At 62.7% G+C, this 14036-nt stretch carries 16 protein-coding genes; 9 read left to right on the top strand and 7 right to left on the bottom strand.

The window, feature by feature from the left end; all coding sequences use genetic code 11:
- Window positions 1–28 precede the first annotated feature (28 nt).
- Window positions 29–1186, bottom strand: coding sequence for a PA0069 family radical SAM protein (locus tag C5J26_RS12575; RefSeq protein WP_046641104.1), 1158 nt, complete (start codon window positions 1184–1186; stop codon window positions 29–31).
- A gap of 133 nt (window positions 1187–1319) precedes the next feature.
- Between C5J26_RS12575 and C5J26_RS12570 the strand changes: the two genes are divergently transcribed.
- Window positions 1320–1838, top strand: a complete 519-nt coding sequence (locus C5J26_RS12570; RefSeq protein WP_105402054.1) for a glycosyl transferase — start codon at window positions 1320–1322, stop codon at window positions 1836–1838.
- Window positions 1839–1841: 3 nt separating this feature from the next.
- Here C5J26_RS12570 and moaB read toward each other — a convergent pair whose 3' ends face one another.
- From moaB to C5J26_RS12550, 4 genes are all read right to left on the bottom strand, one after another.
- Window positions 1842–2390, bottom strand: a complete 549-nt coding sequence (moaB, locus tag C5J26_RS12565) for a molybdenum cofactor biosynthesis protein B (protein ID WP_105402053.1) — start codon at window positions 2388–2390, stop codon at window positions 1842–1844.
- Window positions 2387–3316 carry a 4-(cytidine 5'-diphospho)-2-C-methyl-D-erythritol kinase gene (locus C5J26_RS12560; protein ID WP_105402052.1) on the bottom strand — a complete coding sequence of 310 codons (930 nt, stop codon included), beginning with the start codon at window positions 3314–3316 and terminating at the stop codon, window positions 2387–2389. Before C5J26_RS12560 ends, moaB begins: the two co-directional genes overlap by 4 nt.
- A gap of 5 nt (window positions 3317–3321) precedes the next feature.
- Entirely contained in the window at window positions 3322–5157 is a 1836-nt protein-coding gene (locus C5J26_RS12555) for a tetratricopeptide repeat protein (protein ID WP_105402051.1), read from the bottom strand.
- Between the two features lie 164 nt (window positions 5158–5321).
- Window positions 5322–6338 (bottom strand): polyprenyl synthetase family protein, encoded by a 1017-nt coding sequence (locus C5J26_RS12550; RefSeq protein WP_046631012.1) that lies wholly within the window; start codon window positions 6336–6338, stop codon window positions 5322–5324.
- A gap of 106 nt (window positions 6339–6444) precedes the next feature.
- On the opposite strand from C5J26_RS12550, the gene C5J26_RS12545 reads away from it, so the two are divergent.
- Together C5J26_RS12545 and C5J26_RS12535 are read left to right on the top strand one after the other, a co-directional pair.
- A complete protein-coding gene (locus C5J26_RS12545) occupies window positions 6445–6666 on the top strand; it encodes a DUF2007 domain-containing protein (protein WP_037087717.1) in 222 nt (73 codons plus the stop codon).
- A 296-nt stretch (window positions 6667–6962) separates the two neighbouring features.
- The gene (locus C5J26_RS12535) at window positions 6963–7763 is read left to right on the top strand and encodes a tRNA1(Val) (adenine(37)-N6)-methyltransferase (RefSeq protein WP_105402197.1); all 801 of its coding nucleotides are present in this window, start codon (window positions 6963–6965) and stop codon (window positions 7761–7763) included.
- On the opposite strand, the gene C5J26_RS12530 is transcribed toward C5J26_RS12535, so the two are convergent.
- The gene (locus C5J26_RS12530) at window positions 7732–9072 is read right to left on the bottom strand and encodes an Nramp family divalent metal transporter (RefSeq protein ID WP_105402050.1); all 1341 of its coding nucleotides are present in this window, start codon (window positions 9070–9072) and stop codon (window positions 7732–7734) included. The two genes, C5J26_RS12535 and C5J26_RS12530, sit on opposite strands and share 32 nt — an antisense overlap.
- 166 nt (window positions 9073–9238) lie before the next feature.
- Between C5J26_RS12530 and C5J26_RS12525 the strand changes: the two genes are divergently transcribed.
- From C5J26_RS12525 to C5J26_RS12515, 4 genes are all read left to right on the top strand, one after another.
- On the top strand, window positions 9239–10105 hold the full coding sequence (locus tag C5J26_RS12525) for a S49 family peptidase (RefSeq protein ID WP_105402049.1): 867 nt from the start codon (window positions 9239–9241) through the stop codon (window positions 10103–10105).
- Window positions 10106–10132: 27 nt separating this feature from the next.
- Window positions 10133–10324: a hypothetical protein gene (locus C5J26_RS12520; RefSeq protein ID WP_007772443.1), complete on the top strand. Its 192-nt coding sequence runs from the start codon at window positions 10133–10135 to the stop codon at window positions 10322–10324.
- Window positions 10325–10353: 29 nt separating this feature from the next.
- On the top strand, window positions 10354–10482 hold the full coding sequence (locus tag C5J26_RS33530; RefSeq protein WP_256386079.1) for a hypothetical protein: 129 nt from the start codon (window positions 10354–10356) through the stop codon (window positions 10480–10482).
- A gap of 206 nt (window positions 10483–10688) precedes the next feature.
- Window positions 10689–11642 (top strand): glycine--tRNA ligase subunit alpha, encoded by a 954-nt coding sequence (locus tag C5J26_RS12515; RefSeq protein ID WP_105402196.1) that lies wholly within the window; start codon window positions 10689–10691, stop codon window positions 11640–11642.
- Between the two features lie 46 nt (window positions 11643–11688).
- On the opposite strand, the gene C5J26_RS12510 is transcribed toward C5J26_RS12515, so the two are convergent.
- The gene (locus C5J26_RS12510) at window positions 11689–11883 is read right to left on the bottom strand and encodes a hypothetical protein (RefSeq protein WP_105402048.1); all 195 of its coding nucleotides are present in this window, start codon (window positions 11881–11883) and stop codon (window positions 11689–11691) included.
- A gap of 200 nt (window positions 11884–12083) precedes the next feature.
- Here C5J26_RS12510 and C5J26_RS12505 point away from each other — a divergent pair, with 200 nt between their 5' ends.
- Both C5J26_RS12505 and C5J26_RS12500 read left to right on the top strand, forming a co-directional pair.
- Window positions 12084–12635, top strand: coding sequence for a LemA family protein (locus tag C5J26_RS12505; RefSeq protein WP_046611032.1), 552 nt, complete (start codon window positions 12084–12086; stop codon window positions 12633–12635).
- A gap of 87 nt (window positions 12636–12722) precedes the next feature.
- A complete protein-coding gene (locus tag C5J26_RS12500) occupies window positions 12723–13997 on the top strand; it encodes a 3-phosphoshikimate 1-carboxyvinyltransferase (RefSeq protein WP_105402047.1) in 1275 nt (424 codons plus the stop codon).
- Window positions 13998–14036 lie beyond the last annotated feature (39 nt).

Below are 14036 nucleotides of genomic sequence, written 5' to 3'. Positions count from 1 at the left end.
TTCGCAATGAAACCGGAAGAGGGTCCGGTCAGAGCAGCGAGAGTTGGATACCGCCGCCGTCGGGGCGGAGGAAAATGTCGTCGCGCAGCGGCAGGCCGCGCCGCACCATGCCGAGCCGCTTGGTCGCCATCTCGAAACGCCGGCCGATCTGCCAGGCATAGGGACCGGCGCCCTTCATCCGCTTGCCCCATTCGGCGTCGTAATCCTTGCCGCCGCGCATCGAGCGGACGAGCGACATCACATGCCGATAGCGGTCCGGATAGTTCTGCAACAGCCAGTCCCGGAAGAGGGGGCTCACCTCCAGCGGCAGGCGCAGCAGCACGTAGCTCGCTTCCGTCGCCCCTGCCGCATGGCCGGCGTCGAGGATCCGCTCGATCTCATGGTCGTTGAGCGCCGGAATGACGGGTGCCACCATGACCGCAGTCGGGATACCGGCATCGGTCAACGCCTTGATGGCAGTGAGGCGCTTGGGAGGGGTCGAGGCGCGCGGCTCCATGGTGCGGGCAAGCTTGCGGTCGAGCGTGGTGACCGAGATCCCGACCTTCGCAAGCCCTTTCGAAGCCATGTCGGCAAGGATGTCGATGTCGCGGGTGATCAGCGCCGACTTGGTAACGATCGCGACGGGGTGGTTGGCCTTCTGCAGTACTTCGAGGATCTGCCGCATGATTCGCCATTCCCGCTCGATCGGCTGGTAGGGGTCGGTATTGGTGCCGATCGCGATCGCCCGCACCTTGTAGTCCGGGCGGCTCAGCTCCCGTTCGAGCAGTTTCGGCACGTCAGGCTTGGCGAACAGCTTCGACTCGAAATCGAGGCCGGGCGAAAGCCCCATGAAACTGTGCGTCGGCCGGGCGAAGCAATAGATGCAGCCATGTTCGCAGCCCCGATAGGGATTGATCGAGCGATCGAAGGAAAGGTCGGGCGATTCGTTGCGGGTGATCGCGGTGCGTGGCTTCTCCACCTGCACCTCGGTCCTGAACGGTTCGAGCTCCTCCAGTGTCTGCCAGCCGTCATCGAATGCCTCGCGGCGCTCTTCCTCGAAACGGCCGCTGGGGTTGAGCCCCGCACCGCGCCCGCGACGCCGGTCGATCTCCACCCGAAGACCGGAGGATTTGACCAACGCATCGGCAATATCGGCCGTATGGGCAGGCGCGAAAGCGTCCTGCCGCAACTGATGCAGCTCGTTCATGGGTTAGCTCCTGAAGGGGAAATTCCCCGTTCCTGATGACTAAATTCCTAGCGCTGAAATGAGAACATTGCAAGAACAAAATTGAAGGTCCGCGTTTCTGGCGTTCCTTGTGGCAATGCGTTACATGTCAGGAATGCTGACTGTCATCATGGAATGCCGCGATCAGGAATCCGAGCTGGCGCAAACGCTCTCGGTGCTCGTTTCCGCTGCGGTGGAGGGGCTTGTGAGCGATGTCGTGGTGCTCGACCACGGTTCGCGGGACGGTTCCTCCCGCGTCGCCGATGCGGCCGGCTGTCGTTTTTACGGCCATTGGGACATCAAGGATATTTTGCGCGGCGCCCGTGGAGAATGGTTGTTGCTCGTCGAACCCGGCGCCCGGCTGCAGGCCGGCTGGATCGACGAGGTGATGGAATATATAGCGCTCAACAAGCAGCCGGCCCGCTTCGCGCCGGCGCGCAATTACCGGCGGCCGTTCTTCAAGCGCATCGGCCGAAGCGTGCCGCCGCTGGAATACGGCATGCTGCTGCCGAAGCGGCAGGCGATCGCGCTCGCAAAATCGGGGATGGACCTGGAAGCGCTGGCACGCGGCCAGAAGGTATCGAAGCTCGCCAGCGAGATTATTCCGGCCTGGGTGGCAGCGGCAGTCCGGTAGCGGCTATTTGCCGCCGCGCTTCAGGTGCTCGTCGAGCCGCGGCATGATCTCGATGAAATTGCAGGGCATGTGGCGGTAGTCGAGCTGCGCCTTCAAGATACCGTCCCAGGCATCCTTGCAGGCGCCGGGCGAACCCGGCAGCACGAAGATGAAAGTGGCGTTCGCCACGCCGCCGGTCGCCCGCGACTGGATCGTCGAGGTGCCGATCTTGTCGTAGGAAATGCGGTGGAACACCTCCGAAAAGCCGTCCATGCGCTTTTCGAACAGCGGCTCCAGCGCCTCGGGCGTCACGTCCCGGCCGGTAAAACCCGTGCCGCCTGTGGTAATCACCACGTCGATATCGGGATCGAGCGTCCATTCCCGCACCTGGCCGGCAATGCGGTCCTTGTCGTCCGTCACGATCGCCCGTGCCTTCAGTTCGTGGCCGGCTTCAGTGATCCGCGCCACCAGCGTGTCGCCGGACTTGTCGTCGGCAAGCGTGCGCGTGTCGGAGACGGTCAGCACGGCGATGCCGACGGGGATGAAGGAACGGGTTTCGTCAATCCGGTTCATTGGGTTTTCTCGGGCACCTGTCCGACGGTTTTCACCGCCTGAAAATACCATTCCGGCTTCTGGCCGTTAAGGTTTTCCATCGCCTTTTCCGCCGCTTCGAAGGAAGGAAATATCCCGAAACAGGTGGCGCCGGAACCGGACATCCGCGTCAGCATGGTGCCCTCCGCGCCGATCAGGCTGGAGATCTGGTCGATCTCGCGCACCAGCGATCGCGCCGGCGGTTCAAGATCGTTGCGCAGGGTTTTCAGGAAGCCGATCCAGTCGCTGTCGAAGGGCCCGATCGCCGCGTTTTCCTTCTGCGTCAGGCGCAGGAAGATATCGGGGGTCGAGACGCCGACGAGCGGATTGCCGAGCACCAGCGACAGCGAGGGCAAGTCGGGAAGCGCGGTCAGTTCCTCGCCTATGCCCCTCGCCATCAGCGCCTCGCTCTTGAGACACATAGGCACATCGGCGCCGAGCAAAAGCGCGAGCGCTGCCAGTTCCCCATCCGGCAGGTTGGCATTCCAGAAGCGCATCAGGCCGCGCAGGGCAGCTGCCGCATCAGCCGAACCACCGCCGATGCCGGCTGCGACCGGCAGGTTCTTTTCGAGATGGATGGCTACCGGCGGCGCCGAAATGCCTTTATCCTCCAACGCCGCGCGCAGGAGATCGCGCGCTTTCAGCACGAGATTGCCCTTTTTGCCTTCCGGCGAGGTCGGCAGCAGCGAGGCGAACCGGCCGGAAACGGAAAGATCGTCGGCGTCTGCCTCGCTAAAGCACAGCCGGTCCCCGGTGTCCGCAAAAGTCACGATGCTTTCGAGCCGATGATAACCGTCGGCCCGCTGGCCGGTCACGTGCAGCGCGAGATTGATCTTGGCGGGCGCCAGTTCGAACAGGCCCGCCTTGTCGGCGAGCCATTTGTCAGATGACGGATTGTCCAGGAACATGCGCGTCAGGATTTCTTGTCGGGATTGGCCGGCGCCGGCGGGGCAGGTGCCGCGGGCTCCGTCGGGCTGCGGTCGGCAGTCGTGGCGTTCGGATCGAGCGGCGCCAGGCCCTTCTCGATCTTCTCCTTGATCTGCTCGCGGTTGATGTCCTCGCCTTCCGAGATCAGAGCCCGGTTCCACTGGTAGACGGCCTCGAGCTTGCGCCCGACGCGCCAGTAGGAATCGCCGAGATGGTCGTTGATCGTCGAATCGCCGGCACGCAGCTGCACCGCACGTTCCAGCTCGGTCACGGCATCGTCGAACTTGCTCATCCGGAAATAGGCCCAGCCGAGCGAGTCGACGATATACCCGTCATCCGGCCGTGCATCGACGGCCCGTTTGATCATGTCGAGACCTTCGTCGAGGTTCTTGTTCATGTCGACCAGCGAATAGCCGAGATAGTTGAGGACCTGCGGCTGTTCCGGGTTGAGCTCGAGCGCCTTGCGGAAGTTCGGCTCGGCCTTCGCCCAGTTCTTGAGCCGCTCGTAGGCGATGCCGCGCTGGAAGAAGATCGTCCAGTCGCCGGGCTTCGGCACAGGCCCGATGACCTCGGCAGCTTTGTCGTAGGTCTCCGCCATGGTCTTGTAGTCCTTGGCATCGGAAAGCACGCTGCCATAGGCGATGTAGCTGCGGATGTCGGACGGATCGGAGTCGATCAGCGACTTCAGGTGCTGCTTGGCCTCATTCACCTTGCCGGTATCGGAAAGCGTCACGCCGAGCTGCAGCTCGGAAATGCGGCGCATCGGCGAATCGGCCGGAACGCTGGCGTAAAACTTGATGGCGCGCTCCGGCTGTTTGAGCTTTTCAGCGATGCCGCCGAGCAGGATCAGCGTATCGGCGCTCTTGGGGTCGAGCGCATGGGAAATCTGCAGGTAGAGCGAGACCATGTCCTCGGCGCCCTGGCGGTTCAGCGCCCCGCCGATCGAAAACAGCACGCTGGCCGCGCCTTCTGCGGCATTGCTCACCTGCTGTTCGGGCTTCTGGCCTTTCTCGATGCTCTGGCGCAGGGCCTTCAGCGGCGCATAGTTGGAGACCATGCCGTCACCGACGGAGATCGCGTCCAGCGCCTTCTGCTTGTTGCCGGCTGCCGCTTCGAGACGCGCAAGCGCCATGACCGCGCGCATAAAGGTGTCCGGCGCGGTGGCGACGGCTTCCTTGTTGGTGACGGCGGTATTGAGGTGCTGCCGCGCCGTGCCGATATCGCCGGTCACCAGCGCCATGGCGCCGAGATGGTAATCGGTGAATACCTTGTACCAGGCCGGTCCCTTGAGGTTGTTGATGCCGGCCATCGCCTGCTTGCCCTTGCCGGCGCCGACATCCGCCCAGGCGGAAAGAAGCTGGTGGGTCAGCCGGTCGAGATCGTTCGGGCCTTCGTAGGCAAGAACCTTCTTGGCGGTATCGAACTTCTTGGCGCGCAGGGCATCGAGACCGCGGACGATCTTGGTGATCCGCTCGACGGCCTTGTCGTCCTTGAGCGCGTTGGCTTCAGCGAGGCCCTGGTCGAAATCGCCGTTGAGCAACAGCGAGATCATCAGCCGCTCGCGGATTTCCAGGTTGGCGGCATCGAAAGCCAGCGCCTTGCGGTAGAGCGCGATCGCAGTGTCGTAGTCATGGTCGACGTCGGCTGTCCGTGCGGCCAGAAATGCACCGGAAAACGTCTTCACGTTGCCAGGGCCGAACGTCACCGTGTCTTTCACCGCTGGCTTCACTTCCGCCGTCGCCGCATTGGCTACCGTTCCAAACAGGAGAACAGTTGCAAGCGCCGCACTGGAGAGCAGAAGAAGGCTGGATTTCTGCCGCATAAACATGCCTTTCGTAAGAGCATGGCGATTCGATGAGATACCGCCGCCAATTCCGCCCTATTGATTCACGATAGAATGGCTTTTTTGAAGCACGTCCGCAAGGAAATCCCCAGCGCCGCATGGGGACGGCGCCGGTCACACCTTCGTCAGCGGGCGGCTTTCGGTCAGTTGACGCGCTGGATCGAGAAGTCGATGACTTCGAGAAGAGCGGCCTTGAGCGGCGAGGCTGGAAGCGGTGCCAGCGCATCGCGGGCGATCGTGCCGTAATGCAGCGCGCGGCCGATCGTGTCGTTCAGGGCGCCGTATTTGTTGATCAGGCCGAGCGCCTTTTCCAGGTTCTCGTCGCTGCTTTCACCCTTCTCGATCGCCTGGCGCCAGAAGGCGCGTTCGGCTTCGGTGCCGCGGCGATAGGAGAGGATGACGGGCAGCGTGATCTTGCCCTCGCGAAAATCGTCGCCGACATTCTTGCCGAGATCTGCAGCCTTGCCGCCGTAATCGAGCGCGTCGTCGACGAGCTGGAACGCAAGGCCAAGGTTCATGCCGTAGGATTTCAGCGCGCCCCGGCCGGCCTTGTCGGCATTGGCGATGATCGGCCCGACTTCGGCGGCGGCCGCAAACAGCGCAGCCGTCTTGGCGCGGATGACCGAAAGATAGTCGTCCTCGGTCGTCTCCATGTTCTTGGCGACGGAAAGCTGCAGCACTTCGCCTTCGGCGATCACGGACGCTGCGGCAGACAGCACGTCGAGCGCCTCGAGTGAGCCGACCTCCACCATCATCCGGAAGGCCTGGCCGAGCAGGAAATCGCCGACCAGAACGCTTGCCTGATTTCCCCAGATCATCCGTGCGGTGGAACGCCCGCGGCGCAGATCGCTTTCGTCCACCACGTCGTCATGGAGCAGCGTTGCCGTGTGCATGAACTCGACGCTGGTCGCAAGCTTCACATGGCCTTCGCCCTGGTATCCGAACAGGGCAGCAGACGCGAGCGTCAGCATCGGCCGCAGCCGTTTGCCGCCGGACGAGATCAGGTGGTTGGCGACTTCCGGGATCATCTGCACGTCGGAGCCGGCCTTGGAAAGGATCAACTGGTTGACCCGATCCATGTCCGCCTTGGTGAGATCCACCAGCGGTTTGACGGATGCCAGTTTGTTTTTGCCTTCTTCAAGCGGTATGACGACGCCCAATGTCAGGCCTCCCTATCGAAATCTTTCAAACGACAATAGAAAGAGGCTGATAGTGCGGCAAGCGCAAATCGCATCCCGCAAGATATAATGGGGTAACAAACAAGCCATGCTGGAGATCATCCGCACCAACGACATCGTGATCCTGTCGCTGGCACAGAGCCTGATGAAGGATGCGGGCATCTACTGCATGGTCGCCGACCAGTCGATGAGCGTGCTCGAAGGCTCGCTGGGCCTGTTGCAGCGCCGGCTGATGGTCGACGGCGAGCGCGCCGACGAGGCCCGGCGGATCTTGAAGGACGCGGGGCTGGAAGCGGAGCTGCGACCTTGATGTCGAGGGAGCTTAGGTCTTGAATTTGTCCAGAGCCTCGGCCGTGAACGTTTTCGCGGAACGCCCCCCTCTGCCCTGCCGGGCATCTCCCCCACGGGTGGGGAGATCACAAGCGGCCTGTTCCCCATTCCCCAAAAGACGGTGTGCAGCGGGAGACTTCAGATCGGAAGCGGTGAGCGTGCGCCCAGCCAATCTCCCCACCTGTGGGGGAGATGCCCGGCAGGGCAGAGGGGGCTGCCGACCGCCAACGTCAAACGCATCCCGGTGAGTGCCGACATCCAATGGCGTCAACCTTCATGAGCACTCCCACCCACACCATCGACGCCTTCCATCGCGGCCGCTTTCACGTCATGCAGCCGAAGGGCGGCGGGCATCGGTCAGGCGTCGATGCGATGCTGCTCGCTTCGCTGGTCGCCGCTGACAAGCCGGTGAGCGTCGCCGATCTCGGTTCGGGCGCAGGCGCTGCAGGTCTTGCTGTCGCCTCACGGCTGCAGCATTCGAAAGTCCTGCTGATCGAGAAATCGCCGCTGATGGCCGACTATGCCCGCAGGACGCTGGCGCTTCCCGAAAACGCCTTCCTGGCCGGTCGCGTCGAGGTGCTGGAAGCGGACGTGACCCTGACGGGAAAGCCGCGGCTCGCCGCCGGCCTTGTCGACGAAATCCATGACCACGTGATCATGAATCCGCCCTTCAACGATGCCAGCGACCGCAAGACGCCCGATGCGTTGAAGGCCGAGGCGCATGCGATGACGGAAGACCTGTTCGAAGCCTGGATACGCACCGCCGGCGCGATCATGAAACCTGGCGGGCAGCTGTCGCTGATCGCCCGGCCGCAATCGATCGCCGAGATCATCGATGCCTGTGGCAGGCGTTTCGGCGGCTTGGAAATCACGGCTCTCCATCCCCGGCCGGACGAAAGCGCCACACGCATCCTCGTCACCGCCGTCAAGGGCTCGCGCGCCCGCCTGACATTCCGGGCGCCGCTTTTCGTGCATGGCGCGGATGGCCATGCTTTTTCGGCGTTCGTGGACGACCTGAACAATGGCCGGGCCGCCTATGCCCGCCTCAGCCCCAAACGAAATCCACGAGAAGCTTGACGTTGAGGCCGGCGATGACGACGGCGATCAGCCAGGCGATGCCGGAGAGCCAGATCGGCGCCACGAGTTCGCCCATCTTGGCCTTGCTGGCGGTGAACATGACGAGCGGGAAGACCGCGAAGGAAAGCTGAAGGCTGAGCACGACTTGGGTCAGGATCAGCAGTTCCGCCGTGCCCGCATCGCCGTACCATATCGTCACGAACGCAGCCGGAATGATGGCGATCGCCCGGGTGATCAGCCGGCGGATCCATGGCTGCAGCTTCATCTTGAGGAAGCCTTCCATGACGATCTGACCTGCAAGCGTCGCCGTCACCGTCGAGTTCAGGCCGCAGCAGAGCAGGGCGATCCCAAAAAGCGTCGGTGCGATGGCAAGGCCGAGCAGCGGCGCCAGCAGCGAATGGGCTTCGCCGAGCTCGGCTACCTCAGTCCGCCCGGTGCCGTTGAAGGCGGCTGCCGCGAGGATCAGGATCGAGGCATTGATCAACAGTGCGAAACAGAGCGCGACGGTGGAGTCGATCGTTGCATAGGTGAGTGCTTGCTTCTTTTCCGGCAGGGTGTGGCCATAGTTGCGGGTCTGCACGATGCCGGAATGCAGGTAGAGATTGTGCGGCATGACGGTCGCGCCGAGAATGCCGAGCGCCAGATAGAGCATCTCCGGGTTGGTGACGATCTCGGTCGTCGGGAAGAAGCCGCGGATGACGCCGCCCCATTGCGGATCGGCGAGGAAGATCTGGATTGCGAAGCACACGGCGATGACGCCGAGCAGGGTGATGATGAAGGCTTCGACCCAGCGGAAACCCATCTTCTGCAGGTAAAGGATGATGAAGACGTCGAGCGCCGTGATCAGGACGCCGAGTTCGAGCGGAATGCCGAAGATCAGGTTGAGGCCGATGGCGGTGCCGATCACCTCTGCGATGTCGGTGGCGATGATGGCGATTTCGGCCAGCGCCCAGAGCGGGATGGAAACCCATTTCGGAAACGCGTCGCGGCAGGCCTGCGCCAGGTCTCGGCCCGATGCGATCGCAAGGCGCGCGCAGAGCGACTGCAGCACGATCGCCATCAGGTTGGAAAGCAGCGCGACCGCAAGCAGCGCATAGCCGAATTTGGAGCCACCGGCGAGCGAAGTCGCCCAGTTGCCGGGATCCATGTAGCCGACTGCGACCAGGTAACCCGGCCCCGCAAAGGCAGCAAGCCGCCGCCAACGGGATCCGGATTGGGAGATGTCGATGCTTCGATGGACGTCGGAAAGCGATGCCTCTCCCCGCTTGTTCCGCCAGCCGCTTTCCTGCTTCGAACCCAAAACGTCCATTGTCACACTCTCTTCGTTTGCGAGCGGATAATGCCTTGTTGGAATGGTAATGCAAGTCATTCGCAACTAGAAAATCAAAATCCTGCTTTAAGCGGCGCAGCCATTGCGTTTGAAAATCCGTCACATACATGCTTTGGCAGAGCCGAACGCGACAGAAGGAAAAGAAATGGCCGGGTTTTTGAAGAGGTTGATGCCGAAACGGTTCCGTAAGAAGGGGCTGACGATTCCCGTCGTGCGGCTTCACGGAGCGATCATGGCCGGCGGCAGCCAGTTCAAGCAGAGCCTCAACCTGGCCGGCGTGGCGCCGATGCTCGACAAGGCCTTCGCCAAGAAGGATGCGCCGGTCGTCGCGATCTCGATCAATTCCCCGGGTGGATCGCCCGTCCAGTCGCGCCTGATCTTCCAGCGCATCCGCTCGCTGGCGGAAGAAAAGAACAAGAAGGTGCTGGTCTTCGTCGAGGATGTCGCGGCCTCGGGCGGCTATATGATCGCGCTCGCCGGCGACGAGATCTTTGCCGATCCGACCTCCATCGTCGGCTCGATCGGTGTCGTGTCCGGCGGTTTCGGCTTTCCGGAACTGTTGCGCAAGATCGGCGTCGAGCGCCGCGTCTATACCGCCGGCGAGAACAAGGTGATCCTCGATCCCTTCCAGCCGGAAAAGGAAGGCGACATCGAATACCTGAAGGCCCTGCAGCTCGAAATCCACAAGGTCTTCATCGAGATGGTCAAGATGCGCCGCGGCGAGCGGCTCGCCGACGATGCGACGATCTTTTCGGGCCTGTTCTGGAGCGGGGTGCGCGGCCTCGATCTCGGCCTAGTCGACAGTCTCGGCGACATGCGCGAGGTCCTCAAGCGCCGTTACGGCAAGGATACGAGGCTGGAACTGATCGGCAGCGCCCGTACCCTGTTCGGCCGCCGCGTGCCCGGCGTCGTCTTCGGCGAGGGCAAGGCTGGAGAAATCGCCGCAGGCGCAGTCACGGGACTTGCGGCAAGCCTGGAAGAAAAGGCAATGTGGAGCCGCTACGGCCTTTGAGGTCGTCAGGATAGCGCGAGAGGGGAAATGGCGCAGCTTTTATTTCTGATCATCGTCATCGGCGGCGGCTGGATGCTCTACAAGAAGTTCATCAAGGACGCCGAAAGACTGTCATCGCGCACCCGCCGCGAAGAAAAGGAACGCCAGACCGGCGCCATCGGCACCCTGGAACGGGACCCGACGACGGGGGAATACCGGGTGAAGCGGGACGAGGAGTAAGCCTCATGTCCGAGGAGAGGAATCCTGCCGTGGCGGAGACCGATGCTGACAAGCGGCGTGCGGCACTGGAAAGGATTCGTGCTTTCAAGTGGAAGTTGCCGGATGGCTGGAAATTCGATCGCGAGGAAGCCAACAGCCGCGATCCGAATAACGACTAAAGCCGTTCCTTCACGCGTGAAGTCCGGTCGGAGCCCGCATAACTTACGCAGAGGATGGCAGGTCGCCTAGCCGGTAGGTCGCCGTTTCGATTTCCGCCAACTCGCGATCTGCGGTGATGCGCACGGCATCTCTTCTATGAAATCCTTGACCCGCGCCCCTGATGCGTGGCACTCGTCCGCATCCTCGAACCGACACAGATATGGCCATGACCGAGCTGCCCGACCACATGTCTCCGACCCGCTCCTTCCAGGGGCTGATCCTCGCGCTCCAGAATTACTGGGCGGACAAGGGCTGTGCGATCCTGCAGCCCTACGACATGGAAGTTGGTGCCGGTACCTTTCATCCGGCGACCACGCTGCGTGCGCTGGGGCCGAAGCCGTGGAAGGCTGCCTATGTGCAGCCGTCGCGTCGTCCGTCCGACGGTCGTTATGGCGAAAACCCCAACCGGCTGCAGCACTATTACCAGTTCCAGGTCATCCTGAAGCCGAACCCGCCGAACCTGCAGGAACTCTATCTCGGCTCGCTTGCGGCGATCGGCCTCGATCCGCTGCTGCACGACGTGCGTTTCGTCGAGGACGACTGGGAAAGCCCGACGCTCGGCGCCTGGGGCCTCGGCTGGGAATGCTGGTGCGACGGCATGGAAGTCTCGCAGTTCACCTATTTCCAGCAGGTCTGCGGCATCGAATGCGCGCCGGTCGCCGGCGAACTGACCTATGGCCTCGAACGCCTCGCCACCTATCTGCAGGGCGTGGACAGCATCTACGAGCTCAATTTCAACGGCCGCGAGGGCGAGGAAAAGATCTCCTACGGTGACGTCTTCCTGCAGGCTGAGCAGGAATATTCTCGCCATAACTTCGAATTTGCCGATACCGCCATGCTGCACCGGCATTTTATCGACGCGGAAAAGGAATGCCAGGCGCTGCTCGCGGCAGGCGCTCCGGGCGCGAACGCCAACCAGATGCTGCACAGATGCGTCTTCCCCGCCTATGACCAGTGCATCAAGGCGTCCCACGTCTTCAACTTGCTGGATGCCCGCGGGGTGATCTCGGTCACCGAACGCCAGAGCTATATCCTGCGCGTCCGCACGCTGGCGAAAGCCTGCGGCGAGGCCTTTCTGATGACGGATGCCGGTGGTGCGAATTTCGGCCGGGCCGCCTGAGGTCCGGGTTTTCCTGGATCGGGACTGACGCAGCGCGGCGAACCGTTCAAACGGCAGTCCATTGCGTGCCCAGCTGCCAGACGGGTTTGATTGTCGGATAGGCTCCGGTCGGAAGCTGCCCTGCATAGATCTGCAGAAACCGGCGCGTGCCGGCCGGCTCCGGCGGCCTCATCATCACCCCGTACTGAAAAAACAGCACGGCAAACGCCAGCACATTGGCGGTTCGCACCAGGCACGCCATGGCAATTCCATCCAGATTGTTTTGAGGTGGGGCCGAATCTTCGGAGCAGCCCGTTTTCTGTAAGAGAATCTAGGGCATCCGGACGGTCGGGACTTTGCGGTAAGTCAAAAAATTGACCGTGAAAAATAATCGATGACTTCAACCACTTTTTTATACCACGCCTCTACTGTCCCATCGCAATGGCAAGTCGGGAGACTCAGATGTACATTTTGATCGGCATAATTGTTCTCGTCGCATTCTACGTCGTTATGATCTACAACGGCCTCGTCAAAGCTCGCCAGATGGCGGAGGAGGCGTGGTCCGGCATCGACGTTCAGTTGAAGCGCCGCGCCGACCTGATCCCGAACCTGATCGAGACGGTCAAGGGATACGCCGCGCACGAAAAGGGCACGTTCGAGGAAGTCGTCAAGCTGCGCAACCAGGCGCAGGCGGTACCCGCAGGCGATGTCGCCGGTCGCGCCCAGGCGGAAGGCCTGCTCGGCCAGGCACTCGGCAAGATCATAGCACTTGCCGAGGCCTATCCGGACCTCAAGGCGAACGAGAATTTTTCCGAACTGCAGGCCTCGCTCGAAACCATCGAAAGCGAGATCCAGATGTCGCGGCGGTACTATAACGGTGCGGCTCGCGACCTGAACGTCAAGGTCGAGAGCTTCCCCAACAACCTCGTCGCCGGCCAGTTCGGCTTCTCGAAGCGCGAGTATTTCGAGATCGAGAACGCCGCCGATCGGGCGGTCCCGACCGTCAAGTTCTGAAATCCGCCATTGGACCTTCGTGCCGCAACGGTTTAAGAGCGCGGTCGGCCGCTCGTTGCGGCATTCCATTGGCGTTAAGAGACGAATATCATGGGTAGAGCCAAACTCACCATCCTGCCGCCGGGCAAGCCGCTTTCCGGCCGCGCCATGCCGCCGGGTTCCAAGTCGATCACCAACCGCGCCCTGCTTCTGGCGGGCCTTGCCAGCGGCACCAGCCGGCTGACCGGCGCTCTGCGGAGCGACGATACGCGCTATATGGCCGACGCTTTGCGGGCCATGGGTGTTTCGGTCGACGAGCCGGACGAGACGACCTTTGTCGTCACCGGCAGTGGCAAGCTTCTGCCGCCATCCGCCCCGCTGTTCCTCGGCAATGCCGGCACCGCGACCCGGTTCCTCACGGCGGCTGTCGCTTCCGTTGCGGGCACCGTCGTCGTCGATGGCGACGAACACATGCGCAAGCGGCCGATCGGCCCGCTGGTCGCCGCCCTGAAATCGCTCGGCATCGATGCCGAAGCGCCGACCGGCTGCCCGCCGGTGACGGTTCGCGGCAATGGCCATTTCGCCTCCGGCCGCGTCGAGATCGATGCCGGTCTCTCCAGCCAATACGTCTCGGCGCTGCTGATGGCGGGGCCGCTGGTCAGCCAAGGTGCCAACGCCCCCTTGACGGTTGCGCTCGCCGGTGCGGAAATCGGCGCCCGCGGTTATGTGGACCTGACGCTCGCCGCCATGCAGGCTTTCGGCGCCAATGTCGAGCAGATCGACGCCGCAACATGGAAGGTCGAGCCGACCGGATATCGCGCGGCGGACTTCGTGATTGAACCGGACGCGTCGGCCGCCACCTATCTCTGGGCCGCCGAGGTGCTGACCGGCGGCGCCATCGATCTCGGTGTGGCGGCCACCGCCTTCACCCAGCCGGATGCCAAGGCTTATGAGGTGATCGCGCAATTCCCGCACCTGCCGGCCGAAATCGACGGATCGCAGATGCAGGATGCGGTGCCGACGCTCGCCGTGCTGGCCGCCTTCAACGAAACGCCGGTGCGTTTCACCGGTATCGCCAACCTGCGCGTCAAGGAATGCGACCGGGTGAGGGCGCTCTCGCTCGGCCTCAACGCCATTCGCGACGGCCTTGCCGCGGAAGAGGGCGACGACCTGATCGTCGCCTCCGACCCGTCGCTTGCCGGCCAGACCCTGCCGGCCGAGATCAACACCTTCGCCGACCACCGTATCGCCATGAGCTTCGCGCTGGCGGGCCTGATGATCGGCGGCATCACCATTCTCGATCCGGATTGCGTCGCCAAGACCTTCCCCAGCTATTGGGACGTACTGGCCTCGCTCGGCGTCGAATATACGGACATAGTTTAAGCGGAAAACCCGGATCGGCTGGTGCCGAAGAGGAGGAAT

Source organism: Neorhizobium sp. T7_12 (assembly GCF_002968535.1).
Classification (GTDB): domain Bacteria; phylum Pseudomonadota; class Alphaproteobacteria; order Rhizobiales; family Rhizobiaceae; genus Neorhizobium; species Neorhizobium tomejilense.
The sequence above is the reverse complement of the archived record's forward strand: the minus strand, read 5'-3'. Positions and strand labels throughout refer to the sequence as shown.

Excerpts from the sequence above, each read along its gene's own strand:
- C5J26_RS12575 (WP_046641104.1), bottom strand. The coding sequence starts at position 1,186 with ATGAACGAGCTGCATCAGTTGCGGCAGGACGCTTTCGCGCCTGCCCAT.
- C5J26_RS12570 (WP_105402054.1), top strand. The coding sequence starts at position 1,320 with ATGCTGACTGTCATCATGGAATGCCGCGATCAGGAATCCGAGCTGGCG.
- moaB (WP_105402053.1), bottom strand. The coding sequence starts at position 2,390 with ATGAACCGGATTGACGAAACCCGTTCCTTCATCCCCGTCGGCATCGCC.
- C5J26_RS12560 (WP_105402052.1), bottom strand. The coding sequence starts at position 3,316 with ATGTTCCTGGACAATCCGTCATCTGACAAATGGCTCGCCGACAAGGCG.
- C5J26_RS12555 (WP_105402051.1), bottom strand. The coding sequence starts at position 5,157 with ATGCGGCAGAAATCCAGCCTTCTTCTGCTCTCCAGTGCGGCGCTTGCA.
- C5J26_RS12545 (WP_037087717.1), top strand. The coding sequence starts at position 6,445 with ATGCTGGAGATCATCCGCACCAACGACATCGTGATCCTGTCGCTGGCA.
- C5J26_RS12535 (WP_105402197.1), top strand. The coding sequence starts at position 6,963 with ATGAGCACTCCCACCCACACCATCGACGCCTTCCATCGCGGCCGCTTT.
- C5J26_RS12530 (WP_105402050.1), bottom strand. The coding sequence starts at position 9,072 with ATGGACGTTTTGGGTTCGAAGCAGGAAAGCGGCTGGCGGAACAAGCGG.
- C5J26_RS12525 (WP_105402049.1), top strand. The coding sequence starts at position 9,239 with ATGGCCGGGTTTTTGAAGAGGTTGATGCCGAAACGGTTCCGTAAGAAG.
- C5J26_RS12520 (WP_007772443.1), top strand. The coding sequence starts at position 10,133 with ATGGCGCAGCTTTTATTTCTGATCATCGTCATCGGCGGCGGCTGGATG.
- C5J26_RS12515 (WP_105402196.1), top strand. The coding sequence starts at position 10,689 with ATGACCGAGCTGCCCGACCACATGTCTCCGACCCGCTCCTTCCAGGGG.
- C5J26_RS12510 (WP_105402048.1), bottom strand. The coding sequence starts at position 11,883 with ATGGCGTGCCTGGTGCGAACCGCCAATGTGCTGGCGTTTGCCGTGCTG.
- C5J26_RS12505 (WP_046611032.1), top strand. The coding sequence starts at position 12,084 with ATGTACATTTTGATCGGCATAATTGTTCTCGTCGCATTCTACGTCGTT.